Below are 24,350 nucleotides of genomic sequence, written 5' to 3'. Positions count from 1 at the left end.
CGAAGGTTTTCACTACCAGTAGTTATTCCTGGCATCGATAGTCACCATCGACCCAATGAAGTTCTCAAAAAAAATCCGCCGCGTAACATCAGCTCCATACCAACCAATAACACCCGGAGCACGCAGCCATGAAACGCCAAATCATCCTCAGCATTGCTTTCTCGGTATTCGCAGTAAACGCTTTCGCAGCCACGTCGGTGAAGCCGGTTGTCGCTGAAGGCGGTTCCGATCGCTTGATTGAAAGTCGTGTTGCTGAAGGTGGTTCTGATCGTTTGATGGAACGCCGCTTGGCCGAGGGCGGCTCGGATCGCCTCATCGAAAATCGTGTCGCTGAAGGCGGTGCAGATCGCTTGGCAGAGCGCCGTCTCGCTGAGGGTGGTTCCGATCGCCTGATCCAGAATCGTGTCGCTGAAGGTGGTTCTGATCGCCTAGCAGAGCGCCGTCTCGCTGAAGGCGGCTCCGATCGCCTGATTCAGAACCGTGTTGCAGAGGGTGGCTCTGACCACCTTCAACAGAATCGTGTCGCAGAGGGCGGTGCTGATCGCCTAGCAGAGCGCCGTCTCGCTGAAGGTGGGTCTGATCGGCTCATCCAGAACCGTACCGCTTGAGCTACAGTGTTCTCAGAACCTGAATGCTTGCTTCAAACGTTATGATGCTCCCTACTTGCCCGGCTATATGCCGGGCTTTTTTATGGCGCCTTCAAACGATGCGTTTGACCAGTCCACGGCTGAGTTCCAATATGGAAAGGTCATTATCAAACGTATGCTGACTCTGGTGGCCAGCTTCGAATCGAAACGATCGGAAGTGTTCAGTTGGGCCCTTCTGCCGCAGCGGACCAGTGACGCCGTCTCTCTTATTGCGCCTGCTTCAACATAAACGCTTGAGCGCGTCCGGTGAGCACGTACCAGCAGTTTCGGTTCAAGCCAGACTCTTTGGTAATGGTTACGCCTGTGATCCCATCGGCACCTTGAGCAAAAGCTGCAACCTTCAGATCGATCAGTACTGTCGACTCCTGGGGAGCCTCCTCGACAAAGCTGCGATGGCAACGGCCTGCTGAAACTTCGGTCAAGACTTGGGCGCCGGCAGGCATCGTTTCGTATTGCTGCACCGTCCGCACCGCTTCACGCTGGTCTTTGATATTGGCGTAACTCTGCTCATTTCCAATCTGCAAATTCGATGAGTGACTTCCACACCCCGTCAGCCCTACGACTATCAAAGACGCAAAAACTGCCTTCATTCTAAGCCCCCCAATCAAAAGGCCAGCATGATAGCCGGGCGAGCTTAAGCTAGCACGCTGAATACCCATATTGCCGCGGCAAATTCGAGGGGGTTTGGTGTTGGTCTAGATATCTCAGGACGTTAGCTAACGCCACGTAGAAACGGCGCGTGAAAAAGGGAATGCAAGTGATGCACCCAGATTAACGACGGGGCAGATAATAATTAAGCACCGAGCATAGCTGTGGCGCACAGAGCCACAGCCCATCCAATCAGTTGTCTTTGCGTGCAACCCACTGTGTGTGTTCTCTAGAGAAAGCGTTTTCCGCGTCTCCAACAAACGAAGAAAATCTTTGCTCGTCCATTTCGGCCCGAGCCTGCTCCTTGATGAACTGAATCTCATAGGCCGTTAGAGCGTAGGACGCTGCTAGCTCGGTGAATCTTTTGGCCTGCATCCAACTGAGTAGACTCGCAGCGAGCGCAACCATCACATCGGTGGGCCAGTAAGGGACAGTCAAAAAGGCAATCCTGACGATTGCCAAGATGACGGCAATTAGGTTCACGGCGATCAATAACCTGAAAAACCACTTGGCGGCGCTAGAGTTGAAGGACGCCTTCGCCTTGTACCATGCAAGCTGATTCTCGATTCGATTTTTCAGATATACAGCCCTGCGCTCGCTCAGCGTCTGAGCGCGGAGTTCAATCATCTTTTCACTGATCTGAGGGCTATCCACGTGCGTGGTCAGTACGCTAGCTAAATCCCGATTCTGATCAAAAACCGCTTTCATTTTCCGTTGAAACATAGCTGTTGCTGCATCATCGTCCACGTTGAAGGGTTCCGCCTTCGAGACATAACGCCAGGTCAGTGTTTTTATCGATTCCGCTACAGCCCGTCCGGCGTACCAGAATTTCTCAGGGCGCTGAATCGCCAGGAAGATTGAACAGCCCAACGCACCGAGCAGCGCAATTGCCTGGACGACAGCCATAGCCCAGTGCGGAAAATTGATCACCGAAAGCAGAGCCGCGCACACCAACAAAAAAAGGTTTGCCCCCAACGCTCTGTAAAAATCTCCCTGTCGATCTTTAGATAACTCATCAGTTGACTGGTACAACGCCGGAAAATCTTTTTCCTGCACGACGACTACTCCCTAGTAACCTAATTTCTTGTAAATTTCGTCGCCATAGTAGTAGTTCTTGCTCGACATTTTTGAGAAATTTTCGAACGCGTAGTTGACGATTTTTTCTGAGAAAGGTACAAAAATTGCTCCTGCCTGGATGAGCAACGCTGGACAAGTATGTTCGGTCATCGTCCGCGCGCCATCGAGATTTACCGCAATGATGCGACACCCCATCTCGATTGCAACCTCGACTTGCCAGCACACATGTTTGTGTTTGTATCGTGTATCTCGCCCTACAAGCACCACCAAAGTATCGGTGGCTCTCATGAGTTCGCTACATTTTAACTTTACCGTTACTTCATCATCAGCATCAAACTCATCGCCAATTTGACAAATTGCATGATTGAAACCGTTATGCCCGCTATCTTTCCAATTAAGCATAGAGCAAAACATATGCCGATCACTGTTGCTAAACGCAACAATAATTTTGGAGCCAGCCATGAAAAATCCTTTTACACGTCAAGGGTGTTAACGTAACACCCAGCCATATCTCACATAAACCTAAGCGTTTGATCTCCTGTTAGGTTGCAGGTTGAAAATTTCGCTCTTGCCCTTCTGAAACGTTTCAATCATCCAGACGGTAGACATGTTGAACATAAACTCCGCCTCATAAGCAGCGGCCTCCTCCACTCGACCAAGTGCTAATAAGCAGTTTGAAAGTGACGCATAGACCCACTTGATGTCGGAACGATCTCCAGCGTCATCCATGGATAGGATGTCATCTAATCCCTCTACAACAGCAACTCTGACTTTTCGTGCGAACATGAAATCAAATTTCATTTCATCGGGGTTCGTCTGCCTTTCCCCTCGGTACTCGTAGCAAAGGGCTAAATTTTCGCCGTTGTAGTAATCTCGACGAACCTCAAAACCGCGGCCATAGTGCTTGATTGCCAAATCGAGATATACCGGCTCGCGTAGCTCCAACCAAAGCCGCCTACAGATCGCTCCAGCGATGCCCAATGTCTCTGGATCATTGGACAGCTCAGGAGTAAGGATATCCAAGACATCCATCGCTTCAAACAATGCCACCAAAACCGTTGGCACCTGGGCCTTGTAGGTTGCAAGAGCTAGTTGCTGAAGAATAAATGGTTCGCCTGGCTTCATCTTCGCTGCAAGCTTCAGCATTTCTTTAGCGTCGGCATGCCGGCTCGCGTTTGTAAACATCTGCGCCCTGTGCATGAGTCCCGCAAGCTTGGTCTGCGCAGCCTCAGCGTCGTCAAGTAACTCTGCGTATTGCTCATCTGTCAGAAGGGGCCGCTGGAGGCGGGGAAGATAGGTATACACCGGGCTATCTGGCTTCTTCGAAACCATCACAGCCGCGATCAATTCGCCCAGTGCAGTACTGGCCCTTCTAGCCTCCCTTGCTGCGATATCGAACCCGATGTGGTTGTATCGGAAGGTGCTGACATGGTTCAAGTCGAAGTATAAGCGCCCTTCATCCTCTACCATGATAATGGTCGAATTCGGCCGCAGAGCGTGCCGGACACCCAGCTCATAGACGGCGTTGACGTTACCCGTTGAAATATCGGCAATGACTAAGTCAGCGCGCAGCAGCATTTCGTACATTTCGGTATCGATTATCCCTGAATGCACGATTTCATCCGCACGGATGCATCTCATATTCTGTGCTGCGACAGCTGGCTGAATGATCGATTCGTAAGTAGCGTCCAGATCCAAGGTACGACCACTTTCAAAATCGGTCTTCTTACCGAAACCCATGATGACGAAACAAACTTTCATTTTCTGCGAGTCTGGATGTAAATCTATTACAGACATGACGACACTCTTGATCCGCGAGCATGGAGAATCCCGAAGCGCCCTCAGCACTTCGAAATTATCCATGGGTTCGATGCATGTTCAGTTAGACAAAACGTTTTATGAATACATTTTGCTCAAAATCCGGCCAACAGACTTGGGTGATCAATATCCGACTATGGCGTCATTAAGAGCATCTACTATGCGATCTCTTTCAAAGCTAGTGGCCCAAGAGGTGCCGATGTTGAGTATTCCATAAGGCGAAATATTTCCCTTAGCGAGCTTAATTGCTGCAAATTTCAGCTTAAGATCAGGCTCTTTCGCTCTGTCAATCTCCCACTCCATCCAATCGCTTTCGTGAGTCTTTTCACCAACAAGCACGAGGATGTGGGTCGCCTCCATCATTTTTTTTGTCAAAGCAGCTTTAACAACTGCTGCATTCGTGCTGTTAATTGCTACATCTGGCCCGCGACTGTCAAACTCAAATTCGAAATCTTCATTTGCATCCCAAGCTTGAAGCAGCCATTTGTAATGAGCATCTTCCGAGTGGTCGTAACTAATAAAAACCTTATGCTTTGCCATTGGTACTGACACCTCTAATTGTTTTTGTATGGATAGGAGTCCCCAGACAGAGCGGACAGTTCCGTCACCTCAAAAGATCATGCACAGAATTTCATGTGATCACTGTAATAAAACAGTCACAGTAAATGAATTACGGAAGCTAATTTGAGTACGAGCATAATGATTGCAAAAAACTACGAAGTACCGAAAACCGGTTCTTAGCCAACTCTTAGCCAACTCTTAGCCAACTCTTAGCCAAGCATGACACTCGTAATGCCACAATGACAGATGCCGGGATAAAATCAACACCCTCGATTCAAAACTCGTCGCTTTTTCGATAAAAGCTGTCGTTACCAAGACTATCTTGACCCCGCAGGCAGTTATTGTGAAAGATATTTTTACCCGATCATTTAGCTGCGATAGCCCCCTGCACCCCGGCGAGGCTTTCCATGCAAGCGCTAGAGCGTTTCCACGCTGTCCCACCGATTTTCAACACTGATCAGTACAGATTCACCAGATGTCTTTCCCCTGCACGTCATCTTGAGAATGAATCGAATACGATAGAAATCGTCCATCATGTCTGAGATGTACACGTCCATATGAAGATGGCTGACTTGAACCGACCGCGGTGGCATGGCAGTCATCTCAAATTTTTGTTCGACGGATTGCGTCCATTTTCCGGGGGCCAGAATGACAGGCACCTGGTCCCGATAATAATCATTCGGAGGTGGAGGAAATCCGGAGCTATCGGTGGCCGTCAGGTACCATTTAATCGGCTCACTGAAGGTGTTTTGAATGCTCAGAGCCTCGTTGGCTACGTCAAACTTTAACGCGATGGTGGGTAACAATGGTTCAAACGGCAGCGCCTGCCTGAAATCGGAATCGCGGTTCCGCAGAATCCGATAGCTGAATATCAGCTCGTCTGTTTCCGAACCTCTCGACTTGTCGGCGACGTATTCAATTCGAATCAACGCATAAAACCCGAAATGATTTTGCAAAACGACAAGACAGCCAATGTGCGGAGTGAGATTGGGTGATAAAAAATCAAGCACGTCCGCATCCCGGACGTCTGAGCACTCACGCGCACTATCTACTAGCGCAATACCCCGAACGGATGGTGTGTCGCTGTAAAGATGGATGGATTGGCTGTCGGCTCTTGTGAAATGAAGCTCAAAACTCCAATCACCGACGCCAATCGTTGTGCGTCCTCCGTAGGTGCCATACCCGAACCGCACAGTACTGGCGTCTTCAACGTTAGACGGTGATGCCACAAGACTCGCTTTTCGAGTCGAGAGGTCTACGCCGATTTTCTTACATATCAACAACGCGAGCTGCTCTGGCTCGAAATTCTTTGCTTCTACAAACATCTCGCCGGGCCGCATCCCGGGAACCTTAACTCGGTCGAACGCCACCTGAAGGACGGAGTCCTCTTTTCGATCCATGCGTGATGCCAGGGCAGCACGTCGCTCGATCTTGCACCAAGGTTTGTCCACATATTCTTTGGAGGTGAACATAACCACGTAGCGAGCACTTGCTCCGTAGATTTCGCTTAGCGTCTCTACGCCATTGGTTCCCCACAGCGTCGGGATTTCGTCTGAGTCGTAGAAGCAACTGACCCCCAAGCCTTTCAAGGATCTTGAGACGCGCTGGACGTACGCACGCTGTTCGCCGGCAAACGAGAGTGCAACTTCGTATTTGAAAATTTGCTCGACGGTCAAAGTGAGAATTCCACGACATTTGAGGTACGAGGATCGTACACAGAATTTTCCTTTTGGAGATCCGTCTGTGAAGTCGATTATGAGATGAGACCCACTAGTGATGACAACTGACTGGGCATCCACTGCTCAAATTGAGAACGAATTGATAGGTACCATAAATGAAAAAGGCCCCTCGCGGGGCCCTCAACACTTAATGGCTACTTTGTACGCCACGTCTCAACTTTGTCTGCTCCATGCTTCTGCTTCCACTGTTTCAGTAGACGATGATTGCCACCTTTGGTCTCGACCGTCTCCCCCGTTTCAGGGTGCTTATAGACCTTAACCTCCCGCGGCCGGCGTGTAGCACGAGCAGGTTCGACGCCTTTTCCTTTGCGACGTCCCGCCTGAGGATCTAACAACGAAATTACATCGGGCAGGCTCCGGCCGTATTCACTTAAGAGTTTTCGAAGCTTGGTTTCGAACTCGATCTCCTTCTGAAGGCCCGAATCGTTTTTCATGCTTTCCAGCTCCGCCATCTGCGACGCTAGTTGCTGCTCCAGCTTTCTGTACTCGGCAAGTCGTGACATGGAATAGCCCTACTCAGGTTGAGAATGGATACCGTGAAGCTTGTAGTCTCTACTGTGACAACCCTGTCCGTGATGGAACTCACTTTTTTTGCCTACTCTGAAAAGCATCGAGTGATTTTTCGCCAACACTGGACAGCGTTAAAAGATTCCAAATTGCGATGCACTGCGTAGTATTCATACTAGAACAGGAATTTTGCATAGCGAGCGACTCTAATGATGTCGTTCGAAATTATAGTGTTTCAGATCGTCTTCATGACCCTACAAATCATTTCAAAACGTAGAAAGGAAGCGATGAGGCTCCATAAACCCTACTGAAGCCTCTCCGGAAGAACCTGCAAGATTTAAGGTTTATCAAACACTCGGCGAGCCTTGAAATGGCTACGCAATAGGAAATAAGCCAGGCTCCAGCCTATGAGCCCGAATATCAAAAGGGCGAATCCTATCGAGTGGGTTGCTTTCAAAACCCCAATGAAAAGTGGACTAAGCAGGGCAATAATCCCGACTGCCATCGCAATCGTCATTGCCACGGGCTTGACCGCTGATAGCTTCACGACCTCCCCGTCCGCTAATTGCGCTGCGTACAACGTGTGAGTGCCCAGAATGCGTGGAACCATAGCTAATTTAACGGTACGTCCCACTTTTATGAACGATCTCATATAGTCATCGCAGACGACGTTTTTAACGCGCGTTCCGTTGACCTTCACAAACGAGAGCGTTCGCTCGCCATCTGAATATGAGCCAAAACCTATCTCCTCAACAACGCCGTCGAGAATCAGAATTCCCACAATCGCAACTCCTAGGTGACTTGTCAGAACGTGTCAGATGGTTTTCGTTAACAGCACAGAGCCGCTCGTAATGTCTATGACATCTATGCGCTGGGGCGCGATCAGGACCCAGCGCTGGGGGCCAAGATTTCCACCTAGACGCTCACGTTCTACAGACTGGACGTATCCATAAACTTCTATTTTTACGTTCTGCCGAACCGATTCTATTTGCCTCGCTTTCGCGTCATCTTTAATTTCAAAAAAAATCTTTGATCCACCGGAGAAACCTATGTAGTAGGGAACGGGACCTGGATTGAGGTAGCAGCGTAGTTTCGGCGCCTGAGCTAGCGTCGTTGCGTTGCGTGACTCCTCATCGGTGTAACTCACCTTGTCCGAAAAAAGACAGTTGTCCAGAGCAAAGCCTTTTCTTTCGAAATCATAGCCAGACAGGCTAACGGGCACCCATTCATCAGAGGTGAATTTCACCAATGATTTCCCTTTCAATTTACTCGCTTCACTTATAGCAATAGCGTTGATTTTATCGGCAAGATCTTTTTTCTTGAAATTATCTGAGCTAGAAAGCCGTTCACTTCCCAAACGCGCCAATTCCGGATTCGTTTTACGCGCATTGAATGCGTCCCCGACAGAATCCGAAATGTCATCCGCGCCCTCTTCCCAATCTCGTTTTGCGTTATAGAAATTGAAGGCAATCATGGGGTTTCTCATGTCCAGATATTCACGAAAGTCTCCAATACCTGGGTTCGCGAACATCACGCTTTGAGGTTTGTTCTCGTCCTCAATTTGCTTGAGTACTGCCTCATTTTCCACCTTTTGAGCATCACCGGTTTTGATTTCGGATTCGTGGTTTGCCGTACTAGGCTTGGTGCCCTTCTCTCCCGCCCCATCACCACATGCACTTAATCCAACACAACCCAAAAGAATAGCGGTTGCCACCACAGATCCGCGCGGTGCGCAGGTCGATCTCAATTTCATGCGTTGCTCCTGATTGTTTTCCTACCGCGACAGGCCAATTAGCCCTGGGCACCCTGGATTCCTCATCCAACACCGCAAACTACCAAATCGGTAGTATTTCGAAAAGTCGAAAATAGCACGATGGCAGCCTTCCGCACCTAGAAGACGTCATGAAGACGAACACGCTCTCCCGAAGACTCAAGATGGCACGGCTGTGCACCACTTTTTCTCAGGAAGAATTGGGTATACGTATTGGGTTAGAGCCAGCGTCTGCTAGTGCCCGAATGAACAGGTACGAGCTGGGTAAGAGGATGCCTGATCCCGAACTCGTCGAGCGTATTGCAGCGGAACTGGATCTTCCCGCCGCATACTTTTATTCAGTGGATGATGCTGAAGCAGATCTTTTAATACGGTTTTTTCGGCTCAGCGACGAAGGCAAGGCGAAGCTAGCTAAGTACATAGCGGACTTATCTTAGAACTACCTACTCCTGGCGTGTCTACCTGCCCGTCCACGTCACTCAGTATCTATCCCCATCCAGACAAAACCCGAGATCATTGAGTACGTGGTTCAACGCTCCCACGATTCTGGATTCCGCGCGCAACTCAGCATTTGTGTAGGTCAACGCTACAGCGAGGCGCATCTGCATTTCCGTGAGACTGCCTGGCTCGAACGACCACACCTGAATCTTCGATACGCTGGCGTCGTTGTGGTGGAACGCCCCGATCAGTTGAGTCTTCGAGGACAAGATTCTCCAACTCTCCAAAGACACTCCATACGTTCGTTGCGGCCAATCCGCTAGCATCGTTCTTTGGTCCAAAAAGGTGTCACCTACGCTAACCAGTGATTCCTTCAGATCTCGAACGGTAACGTCGAACAACCTAGGGGACGAAACGACGTCCCTTACGTCATCCAAATCAATCAACGAATCACCATCTTTGAGCCACTCACGCAGATCCTCGATTAGTTTTTCGCGGTTGGCCATGCTGTATTTCATTGGTTACGACCCATAGTGAATCTCACATCTCGGATGGTGGTAATGCATGCGTCGGTTGGGAGCCCGGTTACCGCAGATAGCGCAGATATGGACCGACGCTGATTCCGCAAGATTGAAAACACCTTCTACAAAATCGTCGCCGCCTCGGTAATAAATCCGCAAACCGCCGAATTTTTCTTTTACTTCCTCCACTGTGACCTCACCGCATCCTGGGCTGATATCCGTCCTGGCAGACACGAGCGCGAAGGCGTGATTGAGGATATCGAACCAGCCGTCCCCACACTCAAAGCCCCAAAAGAAGTGATCGTCGACAATCGTAGCGTTCGGAAAGAGAGAGAGGTTGGGCTTGCAAAGCAAATGCTCTAGAGCTGGACTCACTTGAAATACCCCCTATTGGATTGGCCAGATGATTTTTCCACCGGCTTGGGATGCGCTCCCTAGAGAAACGGGATAAACGCTGCCACTCACGACCTCGTAGACGTATTTGCTGCCGTCCTCTCCTGCACTTGCCAGCAGCCTCTTGAGCGGCTCCATCCGCCACTCATCCGTACCGTTCAACCATCCCGGCGATACGAGCTGGACCGCACTCACATAAGCGCTTTCCGAATCCGACTGCACCAGGGTCATCAGGCCAAGAACATCCGGGATCAGAAACTGCTGTGCGCACACGTGATCGGGATCTCCATCCTGGAAATATTCGTGCGTCACATAAAACCATTCCCGGTTTGCGGACTGAGCTACAAATGCCCAGCGTGCGGTGTTCTGCCCGAAAGACGGCAGCATCGGTAGCCTCGCGGCCTCATATGTTTCGAACATATAATTTCTCTAAAAGTGAAAATGAGCAGTATAGTGCGTGGCATTATACTGCTCATTTCATGCTTCATCATCCCTTTTGCGGGATGAGAAAATGGAACTGAACGCCGCGTTCGCGGAAGCGCTCAAAAATTTACGAAAGCGGCGCAAGCTCACTCAAGAAGATTTTGTGACGGTGACCAGCCGGGGATATATGAGTCAGCTTGAGCGTGGGATGAGGTCACCTACGCTTGATAAAGTTGGGGATCTCGCCGCTGTCATGAGCGTTCACCCAGCAAGCCTCATCATTGGAAGCTATTTGGAAGAATCGCCGTACCAAGACCTTGAGTCTCTTTTCGACCAAATACGAGCTGATCTAGCTTGGGAGTATTCGGATCAGGAAGACGATTCGGCTTTGGAAAAGTAGGTTTTGATACGTAAGTCAACAGGAAGACTGCTCACAGGACGCGGGAATGATCGATCAGGTTGAGGAAGGTTTGCACATACCATACTTATCGTCGGCTTTTCTGAGCATGCTCGACGCTCGCTCCGATTGGTTGACTATTTCGACGCTCATTCGCGAGGGAATACCCTCGTCGTTTTTCGATGAACTGGGTCTCCTAGTGGGACTGTCTCCAGCAGCGCTTGGCAGGCTGCTGAAAATAAAAGCGTCCAAGCGTCTGCGTTGGGACAAGGCGGGCTTCCTGAACCCAACAGACGGCGATTACCTATACCGGCAAGCGATTGCTCTAAACAATGCACTTGGGCTTTTTGAAGGTAACCGCTTGGCCACTTGCGAATGGCTCACTAGCCCCGCCGCGGCTTTAGGGCACAAGACTCCCGCTGAACTACTCTCGACCTTCGTTGGTATCGATCTCGTAGAAGCTTTCATATGGCGGATTGAGCACGGTGTGACCGCCTAACCATTAGCCGAAAACACCGGAAAAATTACAGTTGAAAAAAGTGACATGGTTTTGGAGTGCGCGGCAATCTGATTCATGGGACGCTGAAAACTCCCCTAAAACCGGAGTGAAGCAATGCATAAAATCAAGAAATTGTTCAGAATTTTGAGGAACCAGACGCCTCAAACCTATGCTCTTTTCGCCGTCTTTCCGTTCTGCTGGCAACGGATGGCGGATAAGGACTGGGATCTGATCCTAGCCACCTTTTCCATCACCCAGGAAATCGGAATTTCGCATGCGCTGCCCTACATCCTGGGATGTGCACTTGTCACGTTCGTAACTCTGGCAACTGCTGGCCTGATCCTGCACCTCAAATACAAGCAGCCAGCAGCATCGATCGCATAAATCGAGCTGCTGCCAGAATGAACTGAAGGGGCTCACCTGAGCCCTTTTAGTCAAACGTTAAGATCCGATGTAGCTAGTTTTCACAACGGTGTAAAACTCTTGCGCGTATCGACCCTGCTCACGAGACCCATAGGACGAGCCTTTGCGGCCACCAAAGGGAACGTGATAATCAACGCCGGCGGTGGCCAGGTTGACCATCACCATGCCCGCTTGCGAGTGGCGCTTGAAGTGATTGGCGTACTTCAGTGATGTAGTCGCGATACCAGCTGACAGACCGAACTCGGTGTCATTGGCCATGTGCAGCGCAGCTTCGTAATCGGCTACACGAACGATGTTCGCCACTGGGCCGAATACTTCTTCCTTGCTAATTCGCATCTCGGCAGTGCTGTCTGAGAACAATGTCGGGGCAAGGAAGTAACCTTCGGTGTCGCAGGTGACTAGCTCACCGCCGGTGACCAGTCGCGCGCCCTCCTCTTGGGCAATATTCACGTAACTGATGTCCTGATCCAATTGTGCTTTGGACACAACTGGACCGATGTCGATACCCGATTGCAACGCATGACCAACTCGAATTGAGCGCATACGCTCGGCCATGGCGGCTACGTACCGATCATGAATTCCCGCCGTCACAATGAAACGACTCGATGCAGTGCAGCGTTGGCCAGTCGAATAGAACGCACTCTGAACAGATAACTCAACTGCTTGTGCGAGATCAGCATCGTCGAGAATAACCTGCGGGTTCTTACCACCCATTTCCAGCTGTACCTTGGCCTGGCGCGCAATGCACTCAACAGCAATTTGGCGACCCACACCCACTGAGCCGGTGAAACTGATGCCGTCGACTTTTCGGCTTTTAACCAAAACGTCACCAACAACACGACCGCTTCCCATCACCAGGTTGAAAACACCTGGTGGAAAGCCAGCCCTAGAGATAATTTCAGCAATCGCCCAAGAGCAACCCGGCACCAATTCTGCGGGTTTAAGCACGACGCAATTACCGTAAGCCAAAGCCGGGGCCGTTTTCCATGCCGGAATAGCGATGGGAAAGTTCCAAGGAGTGATCAACCCAACCACACCGAGAGGCTCGCGCGTAACCTCGATGTTGACGCCCGGGCGGACAGAAGGAATGTAGTCTCCCGACAACCGTAGGCATTCACCCGCAAAGAATTTGAAGATGTTACCAGCCCTGGTCACTTCACCAATCGCGTCAGGGAGCGTTTTACCCTCTTCACGCGCCAGCAATGTTCCTAGCTCCTCGCGTCGAGCGAGAATTTCGGTACCAACCTTATCTAGAGAATCGCTACGGGCTTGGATGCTTGAGATTGACCAAGCCGGGAATGCAGTTCGCGCAGCATCAATCGCGGCGTTTACCTGAGCCACGTCGGCCTCAGCATAATGGCCAACGATGTCGGAAAGGTCTGAGGGATTGACGTTGATCGAATTGCTCGCGCCGCTTACCCACTCACCACCGATGTAGTTTTTGAAGAAGATTGGGTCAGACATGAAATTCTCCGAGGAACATGGCCGCGTATTTGCCGCGACTGCTTGGGAATGCTGACCGTCGACGCTTCCTATAAACGCAAACGGCTAGCGAATGGTACCTGTAGCTCAAGTCAATCCTATGTCTACAGCTCAGTCACAAGGGTTTACGACGCTAATCTTTCGTAGACTTCTGCGGTGGTCGATAGCAATTGAAAGGACAATTCAGGGCCGAGCTTCACCTGCGTTTCCGCCTGAGCCGAACACCAAGCGTCGTACGCAGCTTTGTATTTCTGGACCCCGCTTACCGTTAGTTGCAGCCCAAAAGATCGCTTGTCGATAACTACCCCGTCAGGCATGTCCACGGTTTCAATCCAGCCAGCGGCTATTAGCGGCTTGAGTCCCCTGCTCAACGTGCTTCGGTCCATGCCCATCTCGACTGCGAACTCAATATTGGCGATCGGCCCTAATCGATGCATCCGCTGAAGCATCGAAAACTGCGGCGATGTCACGCCATAGGGTGCGAGGTGCGCTTCGTAAATTGCAGTCATGCGTCGTGCTAACTGACGTACGCTGGTGCATAAACATTTGGTTGCCATTTTATATCCCATGAATTTCATCTACACGATGCAGAAGCATCGTTGACTCAGCAGTTCATTCATCATTTTCGTACTGGAAATGATGCTCCACCAATTCCTACTCACCCGCGACGAATGAAGCTTCCGACTCCTGTTTACTCGGGAGCTGCGGATTTGATTTTGACATCAATAATTGAGTCATTACCAAAGAGACAATTGCGACGCCTGCTGCCGTCCAGGTTGCACCTCCGAATCCTGCTTCGAAAGCAGTGCGCAGCGATGCTGCAACGCTTTTCTGTAAATCGAGAGGCAATTTCGAAAGGACCAGCGCTGCATCTCCAGCTGAGAACCGCTTGGCAATTTCAACTGCATCGCTGGGGGCCAGCCCAATGGTTTGGGCGATTGGCATAAATTTTTTAATCATTGTCGTTCCAAGAATTGCACCGAGCGCCGCCACCCCAAAAAGCAGCGCCGTGAAGCGAGTAGTGGAAGCAATTCCTGACGCAACGCCGGAGCGATTCGCTGGAAGCGCACCTTGCATGGCTTTGGCTGTTTCACCATTTAAGATCCCCGCACCGGTGCCCGCGATTATCATTGCCGCTGCGAACTCGTAATACGAGGCATCGGCACCAGACAAAAGCGCCATGACGATATTGCCGCCAGCAGTGATGCATAGGCCCAAAGAAATGATCGAGCGCGGCGCCCAAGTGAGTCTTGCGCCAAGGCGAGGGATCAAAAACATTGGTAACGCAAACGGGAGCATTGAGATGCCTGCAATTACCGGAGAAAAACCGAAAGCGTTTTGCAGGTATAGCGGCAGATAAAAGATCATTACCTGGGCGCCCGCTGCGTAGCCCACCATAGCGAAAGCCGTTCCTCCAAAATTCCTCGATCTAAATATCTCGAAATCTACCATCGGGTCTGCTTGGCGCTTTTCTACAAAAACGAAGAGCGTTAGAAGCACTACACCACCGAGCACCCGCCAAACCACTGCCGGCGCCATCCAGCCTAGTGCATTGCCATCAATCACCGCCCAAGTCAGTAAAAAAAGACCGCTGCTGAAGGTAAGAATACCAAGGTAGTCCAGCCCTTTTGCATCAGGATCACGGGACTCGGGGATTACTTTGATGGTGGCGACAACCAAGATGGTGCAGATCGGAACATTTATAAGAAACGCCCAGGTCCAACCAAAGGCACTCGAAATTACGCCGCCGATTATAGGACCGCAGGTTATGGCCACTCCCAAGCTCGCCCCCCAAAAGGCGTAAGCTTTTGCACGTTCTGCGCCTTGAAAAGTGTGATTGATGACCGCGAGGGACGCGGTGAGCAGTAAAGCTGCACCTACCCCTTGGACTGCTCTAGAAATATTGAGCATCAATGGAGAGATGGCCAGGCCGCAAGAAAGCGATGCGAGCCCGAAAATAATCATTCCTAAAATTGCCGAGAAGCGCCGGCCGACTTTGTCGCCGAAAGAGCCAGCGGCGAGCAACAGCGCGGCAAATGGAAGTACGTAGGCTGTGATGACCCACTGGACGTCCGCAAAGTCGGCATTCAATGAGCTGGCGATCGTAGGAAGCGCTACCGCGACCACGTTTGAGTCGAGCATAACGAGGGAAGACACCAAAGCGATGACGATCAAGATCACCCTTTGATTATTCGGTGCCGCTGAGGCGTCGTTCACGATAGTGCCCTGCTCTCAATGAATAAAAACGGCACGACGCAAGGTCGTGCCATTTGAAATGAGGTCGCATTGCTATCGAAAAGGTTGAGAACGCGCATGTCGGCATTGATTAACTCAACTCCAATTCACGCAGCCCATGGCAGTCGATGCACATACAACGATGTATATGCAGTTATACACAATCATCTCATGTCGGTCTAGCTACGATTACTCGCATCAGACCACTGGTTTGGGGGAGTATTGATCATGCCCTCGTGGACAGCCCCCACGCGTTTTATTAAGCGTGGGGGCTCAAGACCATCGCGCCTTACTTCGCGCTTGCGGCCTTCTCAATCGCTTTTACAACGCCGTTCACATCAGTGAGGAAAGGAGTGTGGCCGGTGTCTAGGGTGACTTCTGATTTGACCGGGGTCGATTTGATCATTCCTGCTTGCAGCCACGGACTAACGACCTGATCACGGGTTGTATGGACGTAAAACTTGGGTACTGATCCAAATGCTTTCTCGGTCAAGCTCACAGGTGTGGCGAGCGGGCCAAGTGGCTCATCCAGAATCAGTCCAGGTATGACCTTGCGCAATTGTTCAGGGCCATCGTTTGCAAACAGATCTGCACGAGCGCTTTGCTCAACGCTGGCCATCCCATGCACTTTGTCGACGTTCAGATGAGGGCCGATTTTGGCATCGATATCGCTTGTAGCCAGCGACAACAGAGAGTCACCGTTTTTAGGCAGGTAAGCAGCGAGGTAAACAAGACCGCGAATTTTTGCTGGTTTTGCCTCTGCCACATCGGAGATGACAATACCGCCGAAGCTATGGCCGACCAATACGACTGGCGTTTTGACGCCGCTGATTGCGCTCAATACGGTGTCGCGGTACAGGCTCAAGCTAACTTTGTCAGGAGAAGCGGGATTACCTTCGCGACCCGGGAGCGTTGGCACGATAACCTGGTAACCATCGGCTTTAAGGCCGGCTTCAACGCCTTGCCAAATGCCCGCGTTTTCAAATGCGCCATGAACCAGTGCGATGGTAGGCTTGGTATCGGCATGTACGGTGCCAAAGGCAGCAACGCCGGATAAAGCTAAGAGAGCAGCTAACTTTTTCATAATGAACTCGGTTGAGAAAATGTGCGCCCACGATAGAACCCAACCTGATGAGTGAGAATGATCTGAACACCGCGAGTCTTGCCCTGGACTCCAGACATCATGAATCGACACCGAAAGTCGACGTCCTTTCTCAAGTGCTCGCTCTCGTGCGCCTCAAGGGTGAAACGATTTTCACTAATGCGCTTGATAGCACCCCAGTACACGTAGTCGAAGGAGCATCACGCTTCTACTTTGTCGAGTCTGGAAAACTATTGGTAAAAATTGAGGGTTCCAGCGAACCCGCTCTCGATGTCGAAGAAGGTGATCTCGTATTGCTCGCACACGGACATGCGCACACCATTCACAATGCTACCTTTGCGGCAACAGAAGACCGAATGTCCAAGATGGATGAAGCACGGGCAAGGCAGGTAGCAGAGGCTGATCGAGAGACTCGCTACATTGGTGGGTTGTTTCGTTTTGACGGTGGGAAATTACCGCCAATTCTTGCTGCACTTCCGTCTCTCATTCATGTACCCGCGGGTCCGAGTGGGACACCGGCTTGGTTACAAGCGATCTCCCACTTTCTTCTTCACGAGTCGGGTCAGACTCAACCTGGCGCCGAACTGATGGTGTCGAGGCTGATAGATTTGCTGGTCATTCGTGCATTGAGAACCTGGTCCGCAACCGCCCCAGGAAGATTGGGTTTTATCACAGGCCTGAGCGATACTCGCATTGCGCAAGCCCTTGCAGCTATTCACGCTGCTCCGTACAAGGCCTGGACCGTATCCGAACTGGCGGCAATTGCCACCATGTCCCGCTCCAGCTTCGCGGACCGATTTTCAGCGACCGTAGGCCAAGCCCCGCTTCACTACTTGACCCGCTGGCGGCTTCACCTAGCCGCAGAAATGCTGAGTGGTGGCTCAATGAGAGTCAGCGACGTGGCACACCGTGTCGGTTATGCGTCAGATGCTGCGTTCAGCCGTGCCTATAAATCTTGCTTCGGTCACTCACCCCGTGATGCATCGCCACGTGGCTGATGCTGCCACCGCCTCTTTGCATCTAGACCGTAACGTGGTCATCGCATAAAACGACTCTCGGGGACTGTAGGGCATCAGCCTAGTCTTCTTTGATCTTGACCAATTGATCGCGGATGCCTGCTACGGCTGCTTGGATTTCCATCACGCTGTCTTTGCTTAACCCTACAGCCGCTTGAATACATTTCGGCACTTCCAGCGCTTGGGATTTCAACGCTCTCCCCTCGTCAGTCAGTTTTACCCGTACCTGACGCTCATCTTGCTGATCACGTCTACGCGAAACAAATCCTGCGGCTTCAAGCCGTTTCACCAGCGGCGTGAGCGTGCTGGACTCTAGGAAAAGCGCGCTGCCGAGATCTTTAATGATCTGATCATCCTTTGCCCACAACGCCACCATGAGCAGGTACTGGGGGTACGTCAGACCAATAGCCTCCAATATCGGCCGGTAAAACTGAGTCAACGCATGGCCGGCTGAGTAGATCGAGAAACACAAAAACTCACTCAACGGCGCGAAATCTTCATCGCTGCTTATCTCTGAATTAGACACCTAGACCTCCCCATCAGTAATTGAAGCCAAATTATTACGTGCACGATTCAATCGCAAGCTATTGACAGGTAATTTTACCTGCTGCACGATTAGTCCCATAACGATTCATTAGCGCACTAATTACATATTCTTCGGCCTTAAGAGGCCATCACTGGTAGAGATCCAAATGAAAAAGATTTTCTCAGGCCTGGCATTAGCCACTGCCCTCGCTACGGCGACCTTCGCGAACGCAGCGGACGTTAAACCTACTGTGATCTTGGTTCACGGTGCGTTCGCAGACTCTTCCAGCTGGAACGGCGTTGTAAAAATCTTGGAAAAAGACGGTTTTCCAGTGATAGCTGCGGCGAATCCGTTGCGTGGAGTGGCGAGCGACGCCCAATTTGTGGCCAGCATAGTCAAAAGCGTAAAAACACCGGTGATACTGGTTGGCCATTCCTACGGTGGCCCCGTCATCAGCGAAGCAGCATATGGAAATCAGAATGTGAAGAGCCTGGTGTACGTAGCAGCGTTTGCTCCTGAGGTAGGCGAAACAGCGGCAGAATTGTCAGGTCGCTTTCCAGGTGGAACGTTGGCCTCAGCATTGGCAGCGCCTGTAGACCTCGCGGATGGAGGCAAAGATTTGTACATCCAACAGGAAAAATTCCACGATCAGTTTGCTGCCGATGTGCCTGCGGCAGACGCCCGCCTGATGGCTGCCGGCCAGCGCCCGGTAACCGTCGCAGCATTAAACGAAGCGGCAACTGAGCCAGCTTGGAAAACCATACCTTCGTGGTTTGTTTACGGCGACGCCGACAAAAACATTCCACCTAAGGCCCTAGCATTCATGGCTGAGCGCGCCCACTCGAAACAAACGGTCGTCGTCAAAGGTGGCTCCCATGTCATCATGGTTTCCAATCCAAAAGCAGTTGCTGCGTTGATCGAAAAAGCTGCTGAGTAATCTTCCAAAAGCTGCCAAACGGCTCGATCGATTGGCAGCTTTTGATTTCGAGAATCCGCTCTCGAAAGCCCCATTCAAAACCGTCGATATAAGTGCACAAGCCACTACACCAGCGCTCTCAAGACCGACTGCTCTTTATCGAATAAATTGCTCTCTAGCCAGTTTGGGTAAGCATTGCCGATGTGAAACATACCCATGGTCGCTTTCCGGCAAAGCCGGCTTTACGCGTACGTACTCATGACTAAACTCTAATCGATGATGATGGAGGTAAGGTATGGGCTCCAAAAAGCGGCTTAACAAAACTAATGCTCCCCCCGGACATAAACCTGATTTCGCTGGGAATTCTCGTACCAGTGACGATGCCTCCACTCGACCGGCGCTTTCCTTGGCCACGCTGTTATCTGAAACGGTGCTGCCGGAAATCGACAGAGAGTGGGAAAATTTGACTCCGGTTGGCCGGGAATTTAGATGAGATGCCGTTAAGTACGTTGGTGGATTCGGTGACCCTTTGTCGAGAACGCCGGCTTTGCCGAATCCAACCAGCGAAGGTGTCCCACTTCCGGGTAGCCATGCTTGTCCAAGGACTGAGCAATGATCGAATGCATAGAGCTTTATGGAGCGAACACAGGTAATAGCTTAAGAGCCGCCATAAGCCTTGCAGAAGCGGGTGTTCCCTTTTTCGTTCGCCGGCTGGATTTGCGAGCAGGTGATCAAAATCAACCCGATTACCTGAAGCTGAATCCAGCAGGGAAAGTCCCTACCTTGGTAGACAATACGTACTCCCCTCCCCTGATCATCAATCAGTCTAACGCCATCATCCATTACGCCGATGCCAAAGTGCCTAACCACTTGATGCCAAGTGAACCCGGGCCAACGCGTCTAAGGGTATACGACCGATTTTTCTACTTTGTCACGGATGTAATTGCCACCAGCCACGCTGGATTTTTTCTTCACCAACTCGATCTCAACGAAGCCGCCCGACCATTGGATGAGCGCGCTTTGGAAAATATGAAGCGCGCCGAAGCGTTTCTCGAAGGCGACTTCATGGCGGGAGATGCTTTTTCAATGGCAGATATCGCCGCTTTCACTTGGGCTCTGTCTGTGAAGAAGCAACTGCCCTGGAAACAGCTCCCTCGCATGAAAAGGTGGTTTGAAGTCATGAGTGAGCGACCTGGCGTAAGGATCGGATTGCGAGCGTTTCAGGAATAGGTTTCCAAATTTAAACGCGCCCAATGAAGTATTTCAGCAGGCGGCACAACGGCACTCGGGCCTGACTTGCCCGAGTTTGGAACGGTTCATCAGCCTAAGGTGAGTCTCGATCATGGCGTATGATTTTTACTGGATCAGCGGTAGCACCAACGTCTGGCGTGTCATGCTGACACTTGAGTACAAGGGCATTCCCTACAACTCCCACCGTCTTGATGCGAGTAAAAAGGAACACAAAAGTCCAGCATATCTAGCGATGAATCCGCGGGGTAAAGTCCCCACGCTTAAGAGCGGTGACACCGTAATCCATGAGTCGTTAGCCATCATGGCCTTTCTGGAATGCGAGCATCCCACACCAGCGCTATTTGGCGAATCAGCTGCGGAGACCGGGCTCATTTGGCAACGCATCCTGGAGACGATGAATTACAACCGCTATCCGATTGAAGAAGGTCTGATTTTTCCTCTCTTTAGGGGTGAGGCCAGTACTCAACCCGAATTGCTTCGAACCGCAGCCTCTGCGGTAAATGAAAGCTTGATTTGGATTGAGGAAATTCTCGGTCAGCAGCCCTTCCTTGCAGGAAGTTCACCGACCGCAGCTGACATTGCAGCAATGCCCATTTTTCAAATGCTAGCTCGGGTCGGAAGGTATCCGGACTCACTCAACCTGAAGCTCGGATTCGACAGTCTCCCAACAACGCATCCCGCGATCTCTGCATGGCTAATGAGACTGGAGGCACTGCCAGGTTATGAAGCAGCTTACCCTCCTCACTGGAAAACATGATGCCGAAGACCACTTAACGGCTCGCTCCCTGTGATAAATCTCGTTCTCCGAATTAGTGGATATCTACTTCCTCGAAGGATGGACCTTACCCCCTGATGCCATCGGTGCCTCTGATCGGAGCTGAAAAATGGACAAGCAAAAACCAATTCTTATCACGGGTGCGGCGGGGAGCATCGGTGCTGTCGGTAATACCATCACCTCATTATTGTTGAAGCAGGGTAGAAAAGTTAGGGCAATGGTCCATCGCGAAGACGAACGTGCTCAAGCATTGCGAGACAAGGGAGCGGAGGTCGTCGTAGGGGACCTTCTCGACCTTGAGGATATGCATCGGATAATCGAGGGGTGCGACACAGTCTATTTCAGCATGTCGGTATCCGATGATTATCTGGCCGCAACCGTCAACGTTGCAGCAGTGGCCAAACATCACAACGTCAAGGCCTTCGTGAACATGTCTCAGATGACTGTTGCTCAGATGAGCATTACGAAAACGACCGAGAGCCCTCAGCAAAAATTTCACTGGCTGGCAGAGCAACTACTCAACTGGTCAGGCTTACCAGTTGTCCATGTCCGCCCTACTGTCTTTATGGACGGCTTTTTTCTAAAATTTTCAGCAGAGACGATCAAGAATCAAAATGAAATACGTGTTCCTTTTGGCGATGGGAAAACGTCGCCCATTGCGGCAACAGATGTAGCTGCGGCATTCGCAAAAATTCTCGGCGATCCCGCACCGCACATCGGATCGACCTACCACCTGACCGGGCCCGACTCAGAAAATATGTATTTCTATGCTCAGCAATTCACTGACGTGCTCGGACGCTCCATCCAGTACGTTGACGTTTCGGTCGAACAATGGCGAAGCGCAATGCAAGGTGCCGGTCTCTCAGAACACGTTCTTGACCACCTAACCACGATGGGTAATCTCCACCGTGCAGGGAGGTACGCTCGCATGACTGATGATTTCGAAAAGCTGACAGGAAGGAAGCCCATAACAGTGAAACAATTTATAGAGGATCATCTAGCCAGCTATGACAGACGTTAAGAGCTTAAATTTGTTGAATTTCGAATGCGACCAGATCTATCCGTATGTCACAGGGCATCCGTGTTTGCCCTCTAAATTCAACGACCTAGCGCGCTTTAAAATTTATTCACCGTCCCAGTAATCCACTGCATCTACCTTTTTGCCAACCGTATAAAAGCGTGGAGCAGCTTCATTGGCATCATCGAACACCATGAATTTATCCGAATCGGGATACTCACATATGTCTGGTGATTCTTGGGTGCTGATTGCTAAATAGCGCAATTCTCCCATGCTGCTATTTACGATCTGGTGCGCGGTTTCAGGACCACCAGGTGGGCAGGCGATAATATCCCCCGCACGAATTGGAAACCTGCCTTCTCCGATACGAATTTCTCCGGTCCCGACCAGGACATGAAACATTTCTTCGTTCACTCGATGGCTATGAAATGGGCATGATTGCATCCCCGGCTCTAATGCTATTAATCGATAACCTAATTTTCGAGCACCGAGTTGTTTACCGATGCGTGCCGAGCGCTGTTTGTAGCGCTGAGCAGTGCCGCCTGCGGGACCAATGCTCTGAGGCAGTGGTTCGAGATCGGCTTGATCCAAATTAATAATTGCAGGATGCATAATCCACCTCATTCATTTGTGCACGACCAGTATTCTTAAGCCCTAGACCACCATGCGGTGATGCAGATTTATCGTTTTGCATGCCCAACCCATCGAATGACAAGCTGAGCTTCTGAAGCTGAATGGCCACGTGAGCCGTCGTCATCGATCAGTCCTGTTGAAGTTGATAGGAGCTTCTTGCAACGATCAGTACCTTAATCAAACGCTCAATATCGTCATCAGTCGTCCGCCACGAAGAAATACTGAGTCGAAACGCGGCTTTGCCACCCCAAGAAGACATGCCAAACCAAACCTCCCCGGACTCATGTGCAGCGTTCTGAATGGCCTGAGTTTCGGCGTCGCTCTGCCCTCTTACGATCACCTGATTCAGAACAACACGATTGATGACATCAAATCCTGCATCCCTCAGTGAATCAGCTAAATGGGTCGCCTGAGAACAGTGTCTTTCGACCATTTCTGCGACACCCTGACGACCGAGCGTCCTCAGGATTGCCCACACAGGTACTCCCCGCGCCCTACGTGAGAATTCGATCGTCAGATTTTTTTGCGCTTTTGCTGTCCCCGCGGCATATGCAGCATCACTGTTCATTGCCGCTGCGAGCAGAGAAGGATCCTTGCAGATCGCCATGGCGCAGTCATATGGAGTGTTCAACCACTTGTGACCATCGACAGTCCAACTGTCGGCACCTTCAACACCGTCGGTGTAATGACGGAGCTTTCCAGAGGCTCGCGCCCATAATCCAAATGCACCATCGATATGGATCCAGGCACCGGCTTCACGCGCTTTGGGAATAATCTCGTTGAATGGATCAAACTCCCCTGTGTTTACCTCGCCGGCCTGCAAGCAAACGATGGTTTTATCGTCCAGTGCAGGCATCCGCGCGGGATCGATCCGGCCATGTTCATCAACGGGTGCCACCAACAGCCGCGAGGATCCGAAACCGAGAATTCTCAGAGCCTTTAGAATAGTGATGTGGGTCTTTTCCGAAACAACCACCCGGATTTCGGGTGCGCCATAGAGCCCATCCTCATCAGGGTTCCAACCTGCTCGAATCAGCAAAGCGCGTCGCGCTGCTGTCAGACACGTCAGACTGCAAGCCGTTGCAGAAGTCCCGAAACCAACCGCGCTTTGTTTGGGCAGATCTAGGATATCAAGCATCCACCTGCCTGCTATTTCTTCCAACGTGGCGCATGTGGGAGACGTAACGTATAGAGCAGACCCATTGTCCCAAGCGAGCATAAGCCTCTCGGCCGCGGCAGCGATGGGTAAAGCGGCGCCCACTACAAAACCAAAGTATCTGGGCCCATTAGTAGCAACAGTCGCAGCTGAACCCACATCGTCGAGCATCGCCAACGTTTCTGATCCAGGCCTTCCTTCATCCGCCAATGATTCATTGAAGGTGGATAAAGAATCGATAGCGTCCTGGTTTGGGAAGACTCGGCGGTAATTGATGCCTTCTAGATAGGTCAACGCACGGGCGTCAGCGTCTTGCACCAACTCTGATTCGCTGTTTTTCATGTCGAGATTCCGGGATGCCAGGGCCCTTCAGGGGGA

29 protein-coding genes are annotated in these 24,350 nt (G+C 51.0%); 11 read left to right on the top strand and 18 right to left on the bottom strand.

Translation table 11 applies throughout. From position 1 onward, the window contains the following. Positions 1-128 precede the first annotated feature (128 nt). The gene (locus PMI37_RS06055) at positions 129-608 is read left to right on the top strand and encodes a hypothetical protein (RefSeq protein ID WP_008079045.1); all 480 of its coding nucleotides are present in this window, start codon (positions 129-131) and stop codon (positions 606-608) included. 245 nt (positions 609-853) lie between these two features. Here the strand turns inward: PMI37_RS06055 and PMI37_RS06050 are convergent, their stop codons facing one another. The 9 genes from PMI37_RS06050 to PMI37_RS06005 all read right to left on the bottom strand — a co-directional run bounded on the left by PMI37_RS06050 (position 854) and on the right by PMI37_RS06005 (position 8,750). Beyond that, positions 854-1,237, bottom strand: coding sequence for a hypothetical protein (locus PMI37_RS06050; RefSeq protein ID WP_157173073.1), 384 nt, complete (start codon positions 1,235-1,237; stop codon positions 854-856). A gap of 250 nt (positions 1,238-1,487) precedes the next feature. After that, positions 1,488-2,351: a DUF4231 domain-containing protein gene (locus tag PMI37_RS06045; RefSeq protein ID WP_008079043.1), complete on the bottom strand. Its 864-nt coding sequence runs from the start codon at positions 2,349-2,351 to the stop codon at positions 1,488-1,490. Between the two features lie 12 nt (positions 2,352-2,363). Further along, complete coding sequence (locus tag PMI37_RS06040; protein WP_008079041.1) at positions 2,364-2,834, bottom strand: TIR domain-containing protein; 471 nt, start codon at positions 2,832-2,834, stop codon at positions 2,364-2,366. Positions 2,835-2,894: 60 nt separating this feature from the next. Further along, positions 2,895-4,169: a tetratricopeptide repeat-containing protein gene (locus tag PMI37_RS06035; RefSeq protein WP_008079040.1), complete on the bottom strand. Its 1,275-nt coding sequence runs from the start codon at positions 4,167-4,169 to the stop codon at positions 2,895-2,897. A gap of 144 nt (positions 4,170-4,313) precedes the next feature. Continuing rightward, a complete protein-coding gene (locus PMI37_RS06030; protein WP_008079039.1) occupies positions 4,314-4,730 on the bottom strand; it encodes a TIR domain-containing protein in 417 nt (138 codons plus the stop codon). 437 nt (positions 4,731-5,167) lie between these two features. Beyond that, entirely contained in the window at positions 5,168-6,427 is a 1,260-nt protein-coding gene (locus PMI37_RS30910; RefSeq protein ID WP_008079038.1) for a TIR domain-containing protein, read from the bottom strand. Positions 6,428-6,624: 197 nt separating this feature from the next. Continuing rightward, on the bottom strand, positions 6,625-6,993 hold the full coding sequence (locus tag PMI37_RS06015; protein ID WP_008079037.1) for a histone-like nucleoid-structuring protein, MvaT/MvaU family: 369 nt from the start codon (positions 6,991-6,993) through the stop codon (positions 6,625-6,627). A gap of 341 nt (positions 6,994-7,334) precedes the next feature. Further along, positions 7,335-7,778, bottom strand: a complete 444-nt coding sequence (locus PMI37_RS06010; RefSeq protein ID WP_008079035.1) for a hypothetical protein — start codon at positions 7,776-7,778, stop codon at positions 7,335-7,337. A 33-nt stretch (positions 7,779-7,811) separates the two neighbouring features. Then, entirely contained in the window at positions 7,812-8,750 is a 939-nt protein-coding gene (locus PMI37_RS06005) for a hypothetical protein (protein WP_008079034.1), read from the bottom strand. Positions 8,751-8,899: 149 nt separating this feature from the next. Between PMI37_RS06005 and PMI37_RS06000 the strand changes: the two genes are divergently transcribed. Continuing rightward, positions 8,900-9,205 (top strand): helix-turn-helix domain-containing protein, encoded by a 306-nt coding sequence (locus PMI37_RS06000; RefSeq protein WP_045123005.1) that lies wholly within the window; start codon positions 8,900-8,902, stop codon positions 9,203-9,205. Positions 9,206-9,247: 42 nt separating this feature from the next. On the opposite strand, the gene PMI37_RS05995 is transcribed toward PMI37_RS06000, so the two are convergent. Both PMI37_RS05995 and PMI37_RS05990 read right to left on the bottom strand, forming a co-directional pair. Continuing rightward, positions 9,248-9,712, bottom strand: a complete 465-nt coding sequence (locus PMI37_RS05995) for a hypothetical protein (RefSeq protein WP_052635263.1) — start codon at positions 9,710-9,712, stop codon at positions 9,248-9,250. A gap of 402 nt (positions 9,713-10,114) precedes the next feature. Next, entirely contained in the window at positions 10,115-10,507 is a 393-nt protein-coding gene (locus PMI37_RS05990; protein WP_008079032.1) for a hypothetical protein, read from the bottom strand. 124 nt (positions 10,508-10,631) lie between these two features. Here PMI37_RS05990 and PMI37_RS05985 point away from each other — a divergent pair, with 124 nt between their 5' ends. From PMI37_RS05985 to PMI37_RS05975, 3 genes are all read left to right on the top strand, one after another. Next, the gene (locus PMI37_RS05985; protein WP_008079031.1) at positions 10,632-10,943 is read left to right on the top strand and encodes a helix-turn-helix domain-containing protein; all 312 of its coding nucleotides are present in this window, start codon (positions 10,632-10,634) and stop codon (positions 10,941-10,943) included. A gap of 46 nt (positions 10,944-10,989) precedes the next feature. Next, positions 10,990-11,439 (top strand): antitoxin Xre/MbcA/ParS toxin-binding domain-containing protein, encoded by a 450-nt coding sequence (locus PMI37_RS30905; RefSeq protein WP_008079029.1) that lies wholly within the window; start codon positions 10,990-10,992, stop codon positions 11,437-11,439. A 114-nt stretch (positions 11,440-11,553) separates the two neighbouring features. Further along, positions 11,554-11,823, top strand: a complete 270-nt coding sequence (locus PMI37_RS05975; protein ID WP_008079022.1) for a hypothetical protein — start codon at positions 11,554-11,556, stop codon at positions 11,821-11,823. Positions 11,824-11,880: 57 nt separating this feature from the next. On the opposite strand, the gene PMI37_RS05970 is transcribed toward PMI37_RS05975, so the two are convergent. From PMI37_RS05970 to PMI37_RS05955, 4 genes are all read right to left on the bottom strand, one after another. After that, positions 11,881-13,326 carry an aldehyde dehydrogenase family protein gene (locus PMI37_RS05970; RefSeq protein WP_008079021.1) on the bottom strand — a complete coding sequence of 482 codons (1,446 nt, stop codon included), beginning with the start codon at positions 13,324-13,326 and terminating at the stop codon, positions 11,881-11,883. Between the two features lie 143 nt (positions 13,327-13,469). After that, positions 13,470-13,853: a MarR family transcriptional regulator gene (locus PMI37_RS05965; protein ID WP_238552688.1), complete on the bottom strand. Its 384-nt coding sequence runs from the start codon at positions 13,851-13,853 to the stop codon at positions 13,470-13,472. A 145-nt stretch (positions 13,854-13,998) separates the two neighbouring features. Continuing rightward, positions 13,999-15,561, bottom strand: coding sequence for an MFS transporter (locus tag PMI37_RS05960; protein ID WP_008079019.1), 1,563 nt, complete (start codon positions 15,559-15,561; stop codon positions 13,999-14,001). Between the two features lie 307 nt (positions 15,562-15,868). After that, positions 15,869-16,663: an alpha/beta fold hydrolase gene (locus PMI37_RS05955; RefSeq protein WP_008079018.1), complete on the bottom strand. Its 795-nt coding sequence runs from the start codon at positions 16,661-16,663 to the stop codon at positions 15,869-15,871. Between the two features lie 47 nt (positions 16,664-16,710). Between PMI37_RS05955 and PMI37_RS05950 the strand changes: the two genes are divergently transcribed. Further along, positions 16,711-17,679 carry an AraC family transcriptional regulator gene (locus PMI37_RS05950; protein WP_008079017.1) on the top strand — a complete coding sequence of 323 codons (969 nt, stop codon included), beginning with the start codon at positions 16,711-16,713 and terminating at the stop codon, positions 17,677-17,679. A gap of 79 nt (positions 17,680-17,758) precedes the next feature. Here PMI37_RS05950 and PMI37_RS05945 read toward each other — a convergent pair whose 3' ends face one another. After that, complete coding sequence (locus PMI37_RS05945; protein WP_008079016.1) at positions 17,759-18,223, bottom strand: MarR family winged helix-turn-helix transcriptional regulator; 465 nt, start codon at positions 18,221-18,223, stop codon at positions 17,759-17,761. Positions 18,224-18,389: 166 nt separating this feature from the next. Between PMI37_RS05945 and PMI37_RS05940 the strand changes: the two genes are divergently transcribed. From PMI37_RS05940 to PMI37_RS05925, 5 genes are all read left to right on the top strand, one after another. Continuing rightward, positions 18,390-19,160 (top strand): alpha/beta fold hydrolase, encoded by a 771-nt coding sequence (locus tag PMI37_RS05940; RefSeq protein ID WP_008079015.1) that lies wholly within the window; start codon positions 18,390-18,392, stop codon positions 19,158-19,160. Between the two features lie 274 nt (positions 19,161-19,434). Further along, positions 19,435-19,632, top strand: coding sequence for a hypothetical protein (locus tag PMI37_RS31805; RefSeq protein WP_008079013.1), 198 nt, complete (start codon positions 19,435-19,437; stop codon positions 19,630-19,632). A gap of 119 nt (positions 19,633-19,751) precedes the next feature. Beyond that, on the top strand, positions 19,752-20,369 hold the full coding sequence (locus PMI37_RS05935; protein ID WP_008079012.1) for a glutathione S-transferase family protein: 618 nt from the start codon (positions 19,752-19,754) through the stop codon (positions 20,367-20,369). A 112-nt stretch (positions 20,370-20,481) separates the two neighbouring features. Further along, the gene (locus PMI37_RS05930; RefSeq protein WP_008079011.1) at positions 20,482-21,147 is read left to right on the top strand and encodes a glutathione S-transferase family protein; all 666 of its coding nucleotides are present in this window, start codon (positions 20,482-20,484) and stop codon (positions 21,145-21,147) included. Positions 21,148-21,274: 127 nt separating this feature from the next. Beyond that, positions 21,275-22,186, top strand: coding sequence for an NAD(P)H-binding protein (locus PMI37_RS05925; protein ID WP_008079010.1), 912 nt, complete (start codon positions 21,275-21,277; stop codon positions 22,184-22,186). A gap of 102 nt (positions 22,187-22,288) precedes the next feature. Here the strand turns inward: PMI37_RS05925 and PMI37_RS05920 are convergent, their stop codons facing one another. Beyond that, entirely contained in the window at positions 22,289-22,795 is a 507-nt protein-coding gene (locus PMI37_RS05920) for a cupin domain-containing protein (RefSeq protein ID WP_008079009.1), read from the bottom strand. 148 nt (positions 22,796-22,943) lie between these two features. Further along, positions 22,944-24,314, bottom strand: coding sequence for a pyridoxal phosphate-dependent decarboxylase family protein (locus PMI37_RS05915; protein ID WP_008079007.1), 1,371 nt, complete (start codon positions 24,312-24,314; stop codon positions 22,944-22,946). Between the last annotated feature and the right edge of the window lie 36 nt (positions 24,315-24,350).

The organism is Pseudomonas sp. GM80 (assembly GCF_000282515.1).
Classification (GTDB): domain Bacteria; phylum Pseudomonadota; class Gammaproteobacteria; order Pseudomonadales; family Pseudomonadaceae; genus Aquipseudomonas.
Note: the sequence above shows the minus strand (reverse complement) of the source record. Positions and strands in the feature narration are given on the sequence as shown.

What these genes read in the sequence shown, in the direction of transcription:
- PMI37_RS06055 (WP_008079045.1), top strand. Translation starts at nt 129, where the DNA reads ATGAAACGCCAAATCATCCTCAGCATTGCTTTCTCGGTATTCGCAGTA.
- PMI37_RS06050 (WP_157173073.1), bottom strand. Translation starts at nt 1,237, where the DNA reads ATGAAGGCAGTTTTTGCGTCTTTGATAGTCGTAGGGCTGACGGGGTGT.
- PMI37_RS06040 (WP_008079041.1), bottom strand. Translation starts at nt 2,834, where the DNA reads ATGGCTGGCTCCAAAATTATTGTTGCGTTTAGCAACAGTGATCGGCAT.
- PMI37_RS06035 (WP_008079040.1), bottom strand. Translation starts at nt 4,169, where the DNA reads ATGTCTGTAATAGATTTACATCCAGACTCGCAGAAAATGAAAGTTTGT.
- PMI37_RS06030 (WP_008079039.1), bottom strand. Translation starts at nt 4,730, where the DNA reads ATGGCAAAGCATAAGGTTTTTATTAGTTACGACCACTCGGAAGATGCT.
- PMI37_RS06015 (WP_008079037.1), bottom strand. Translation starts at nt 6,993, where the DNA reads ATGTCACGACTTGCCGAGTACAGAAAGCTGGAGCAGCAACTAGCGTCG.
- PMI37_RS06005 (WP_008079034.1), bottom strand. Translation starts at nt 8,750, where the DNA reads ATGAAATTGAGATCGACCTGCGCACCGCGCGGATCTGTGGTGGCAACC.
- PMI37_RS06000 (WP_045123005.1), top strand. Translation starts at nt 8,900, where the DNA reads ATGAAGACGAACACGCTCTCCCGAAGACTCAAGATGGCACGGCTGTGC.
- PMI37_RS05995 (WP_052635263.1), bottom strand. Translation starts at nt 9,712, where the DNA reads ATGGCCAACCGCGAAAAACTAATCGAGGATCTGCGTGAGTGGCTCAAA.
- PMI37_RS05990 (WP_008079032.1), bottom strand. Translation starts at nt 10,507, where the DNA reads ATGCTGCCGTCTTTCGGGCAGAACACCGCACGCTGGGCATTTGTAGCT.
- PMI37_RS05985 (WP_008079031.1), top strand. Translation starts at nt 10,632, where the DNA reads ATGGAACTGAACGCCGCGTTCGCGGAAGCGCTCAAAAATTTACGAAAG.
- PMI37_RS30905 (WP_008079029.1), top strand. Translation starts at nt 10,990, where the DNA reads ATGATCGATCAGGTTGAGGAAGGTTTGCACATACCATACTTATCGTCG.
- PMI37_RS05975 (WP_008079022.1), top strand. Translation starts at nt 11,554, where the DNA reads ATGCATAAAATCAAGAAATTGTTCAGAATTTTGAGGAACCAGACGCCT.
- PMI37_RS05970 (WP_008079021.1), bottom strand. Translation starts at nt 13,326, where the DNA reads ATGTCTGACCCAATCTTCTTCAAAAACTACATCGGTGGTGAGTGGGTA.
- PMI37_RS05965 (WP_238552688.1), bottom strand. Translation starts at nt 13,853, where the DNA reads ATGACTGCAATTTACGAAGCGCACCTCGCACCCTATGGCGTGACATCG.
- PMI37_RS05955 (WP_008079018.1), bottom strand. Translation starts at nt 16,663, where the DNA reads ATGAAAAAGTTAGCTGCTCTCTTAGCTTTATCCGGCGTTGCTGCCTTT.
- PMI37_RS05950 (WP_008079017.1), top strand. Translation starts at nt 16,711, where the DNA reads ATGAGTGAGAATGATCTGAACACCGCGAGTCTTGCCCTGGACTCCAGA.
- PMI37_RS05940 (WP_008079015.1), top strand. Translation starts at nt 18,390, where the DNA reads ATGAAAAAGATTTTCTCAGGCCTGGCATTAGCCACTGCCCTCGCTACG.
- PMI37_RS31805 (WP_008079013.1), top strand. Translation starts at nt 19,435, where the DNA reads ATGGGCTCCAAAAAGCGGCTTAACAAAACTAATGCTCCCCCCGGACAT.
- PMI37_RS05935 (WP_008079012.1), top strand. Translation starts at nt 19,752, where the DNA reads ATGATCGAATGCATAGAGCTTTATGGAGCGAACACAGGTAATAGCTTA.
- PMI37_RS05930 (WP_008079011.1), top strand. Translation starts at nt 20,482, where the DNA reads ATGGCGTATGATTTTTACTGGATCAGCGGTAGCACCAACGTCTGGCGT.
- PMI37_RS05925 (WP_008079010.1), top strand. Translation starts at nt 21,275, where the DNA reads ATGGACAAGCAAAAACCAATTCTTATCACGGGTGCGGCGGGGAGCATC.
- PMI37_RS05920 (WP_008079009.1), bottom strand. Translation starts at nt 22,795, where the DNA reads ATGCATCCTGCAATTATTAATTTGGATCAAGCCGATCTCGAACCACTG.
- PMI37_RS05915 (WP_008079007.1), bottom strand. Translation starts at nt 24,314, where the DNA reads ATGAAAAACAGCGAATCAGAGTTGGTGCAAGACGCTGACGCCCGTGCG.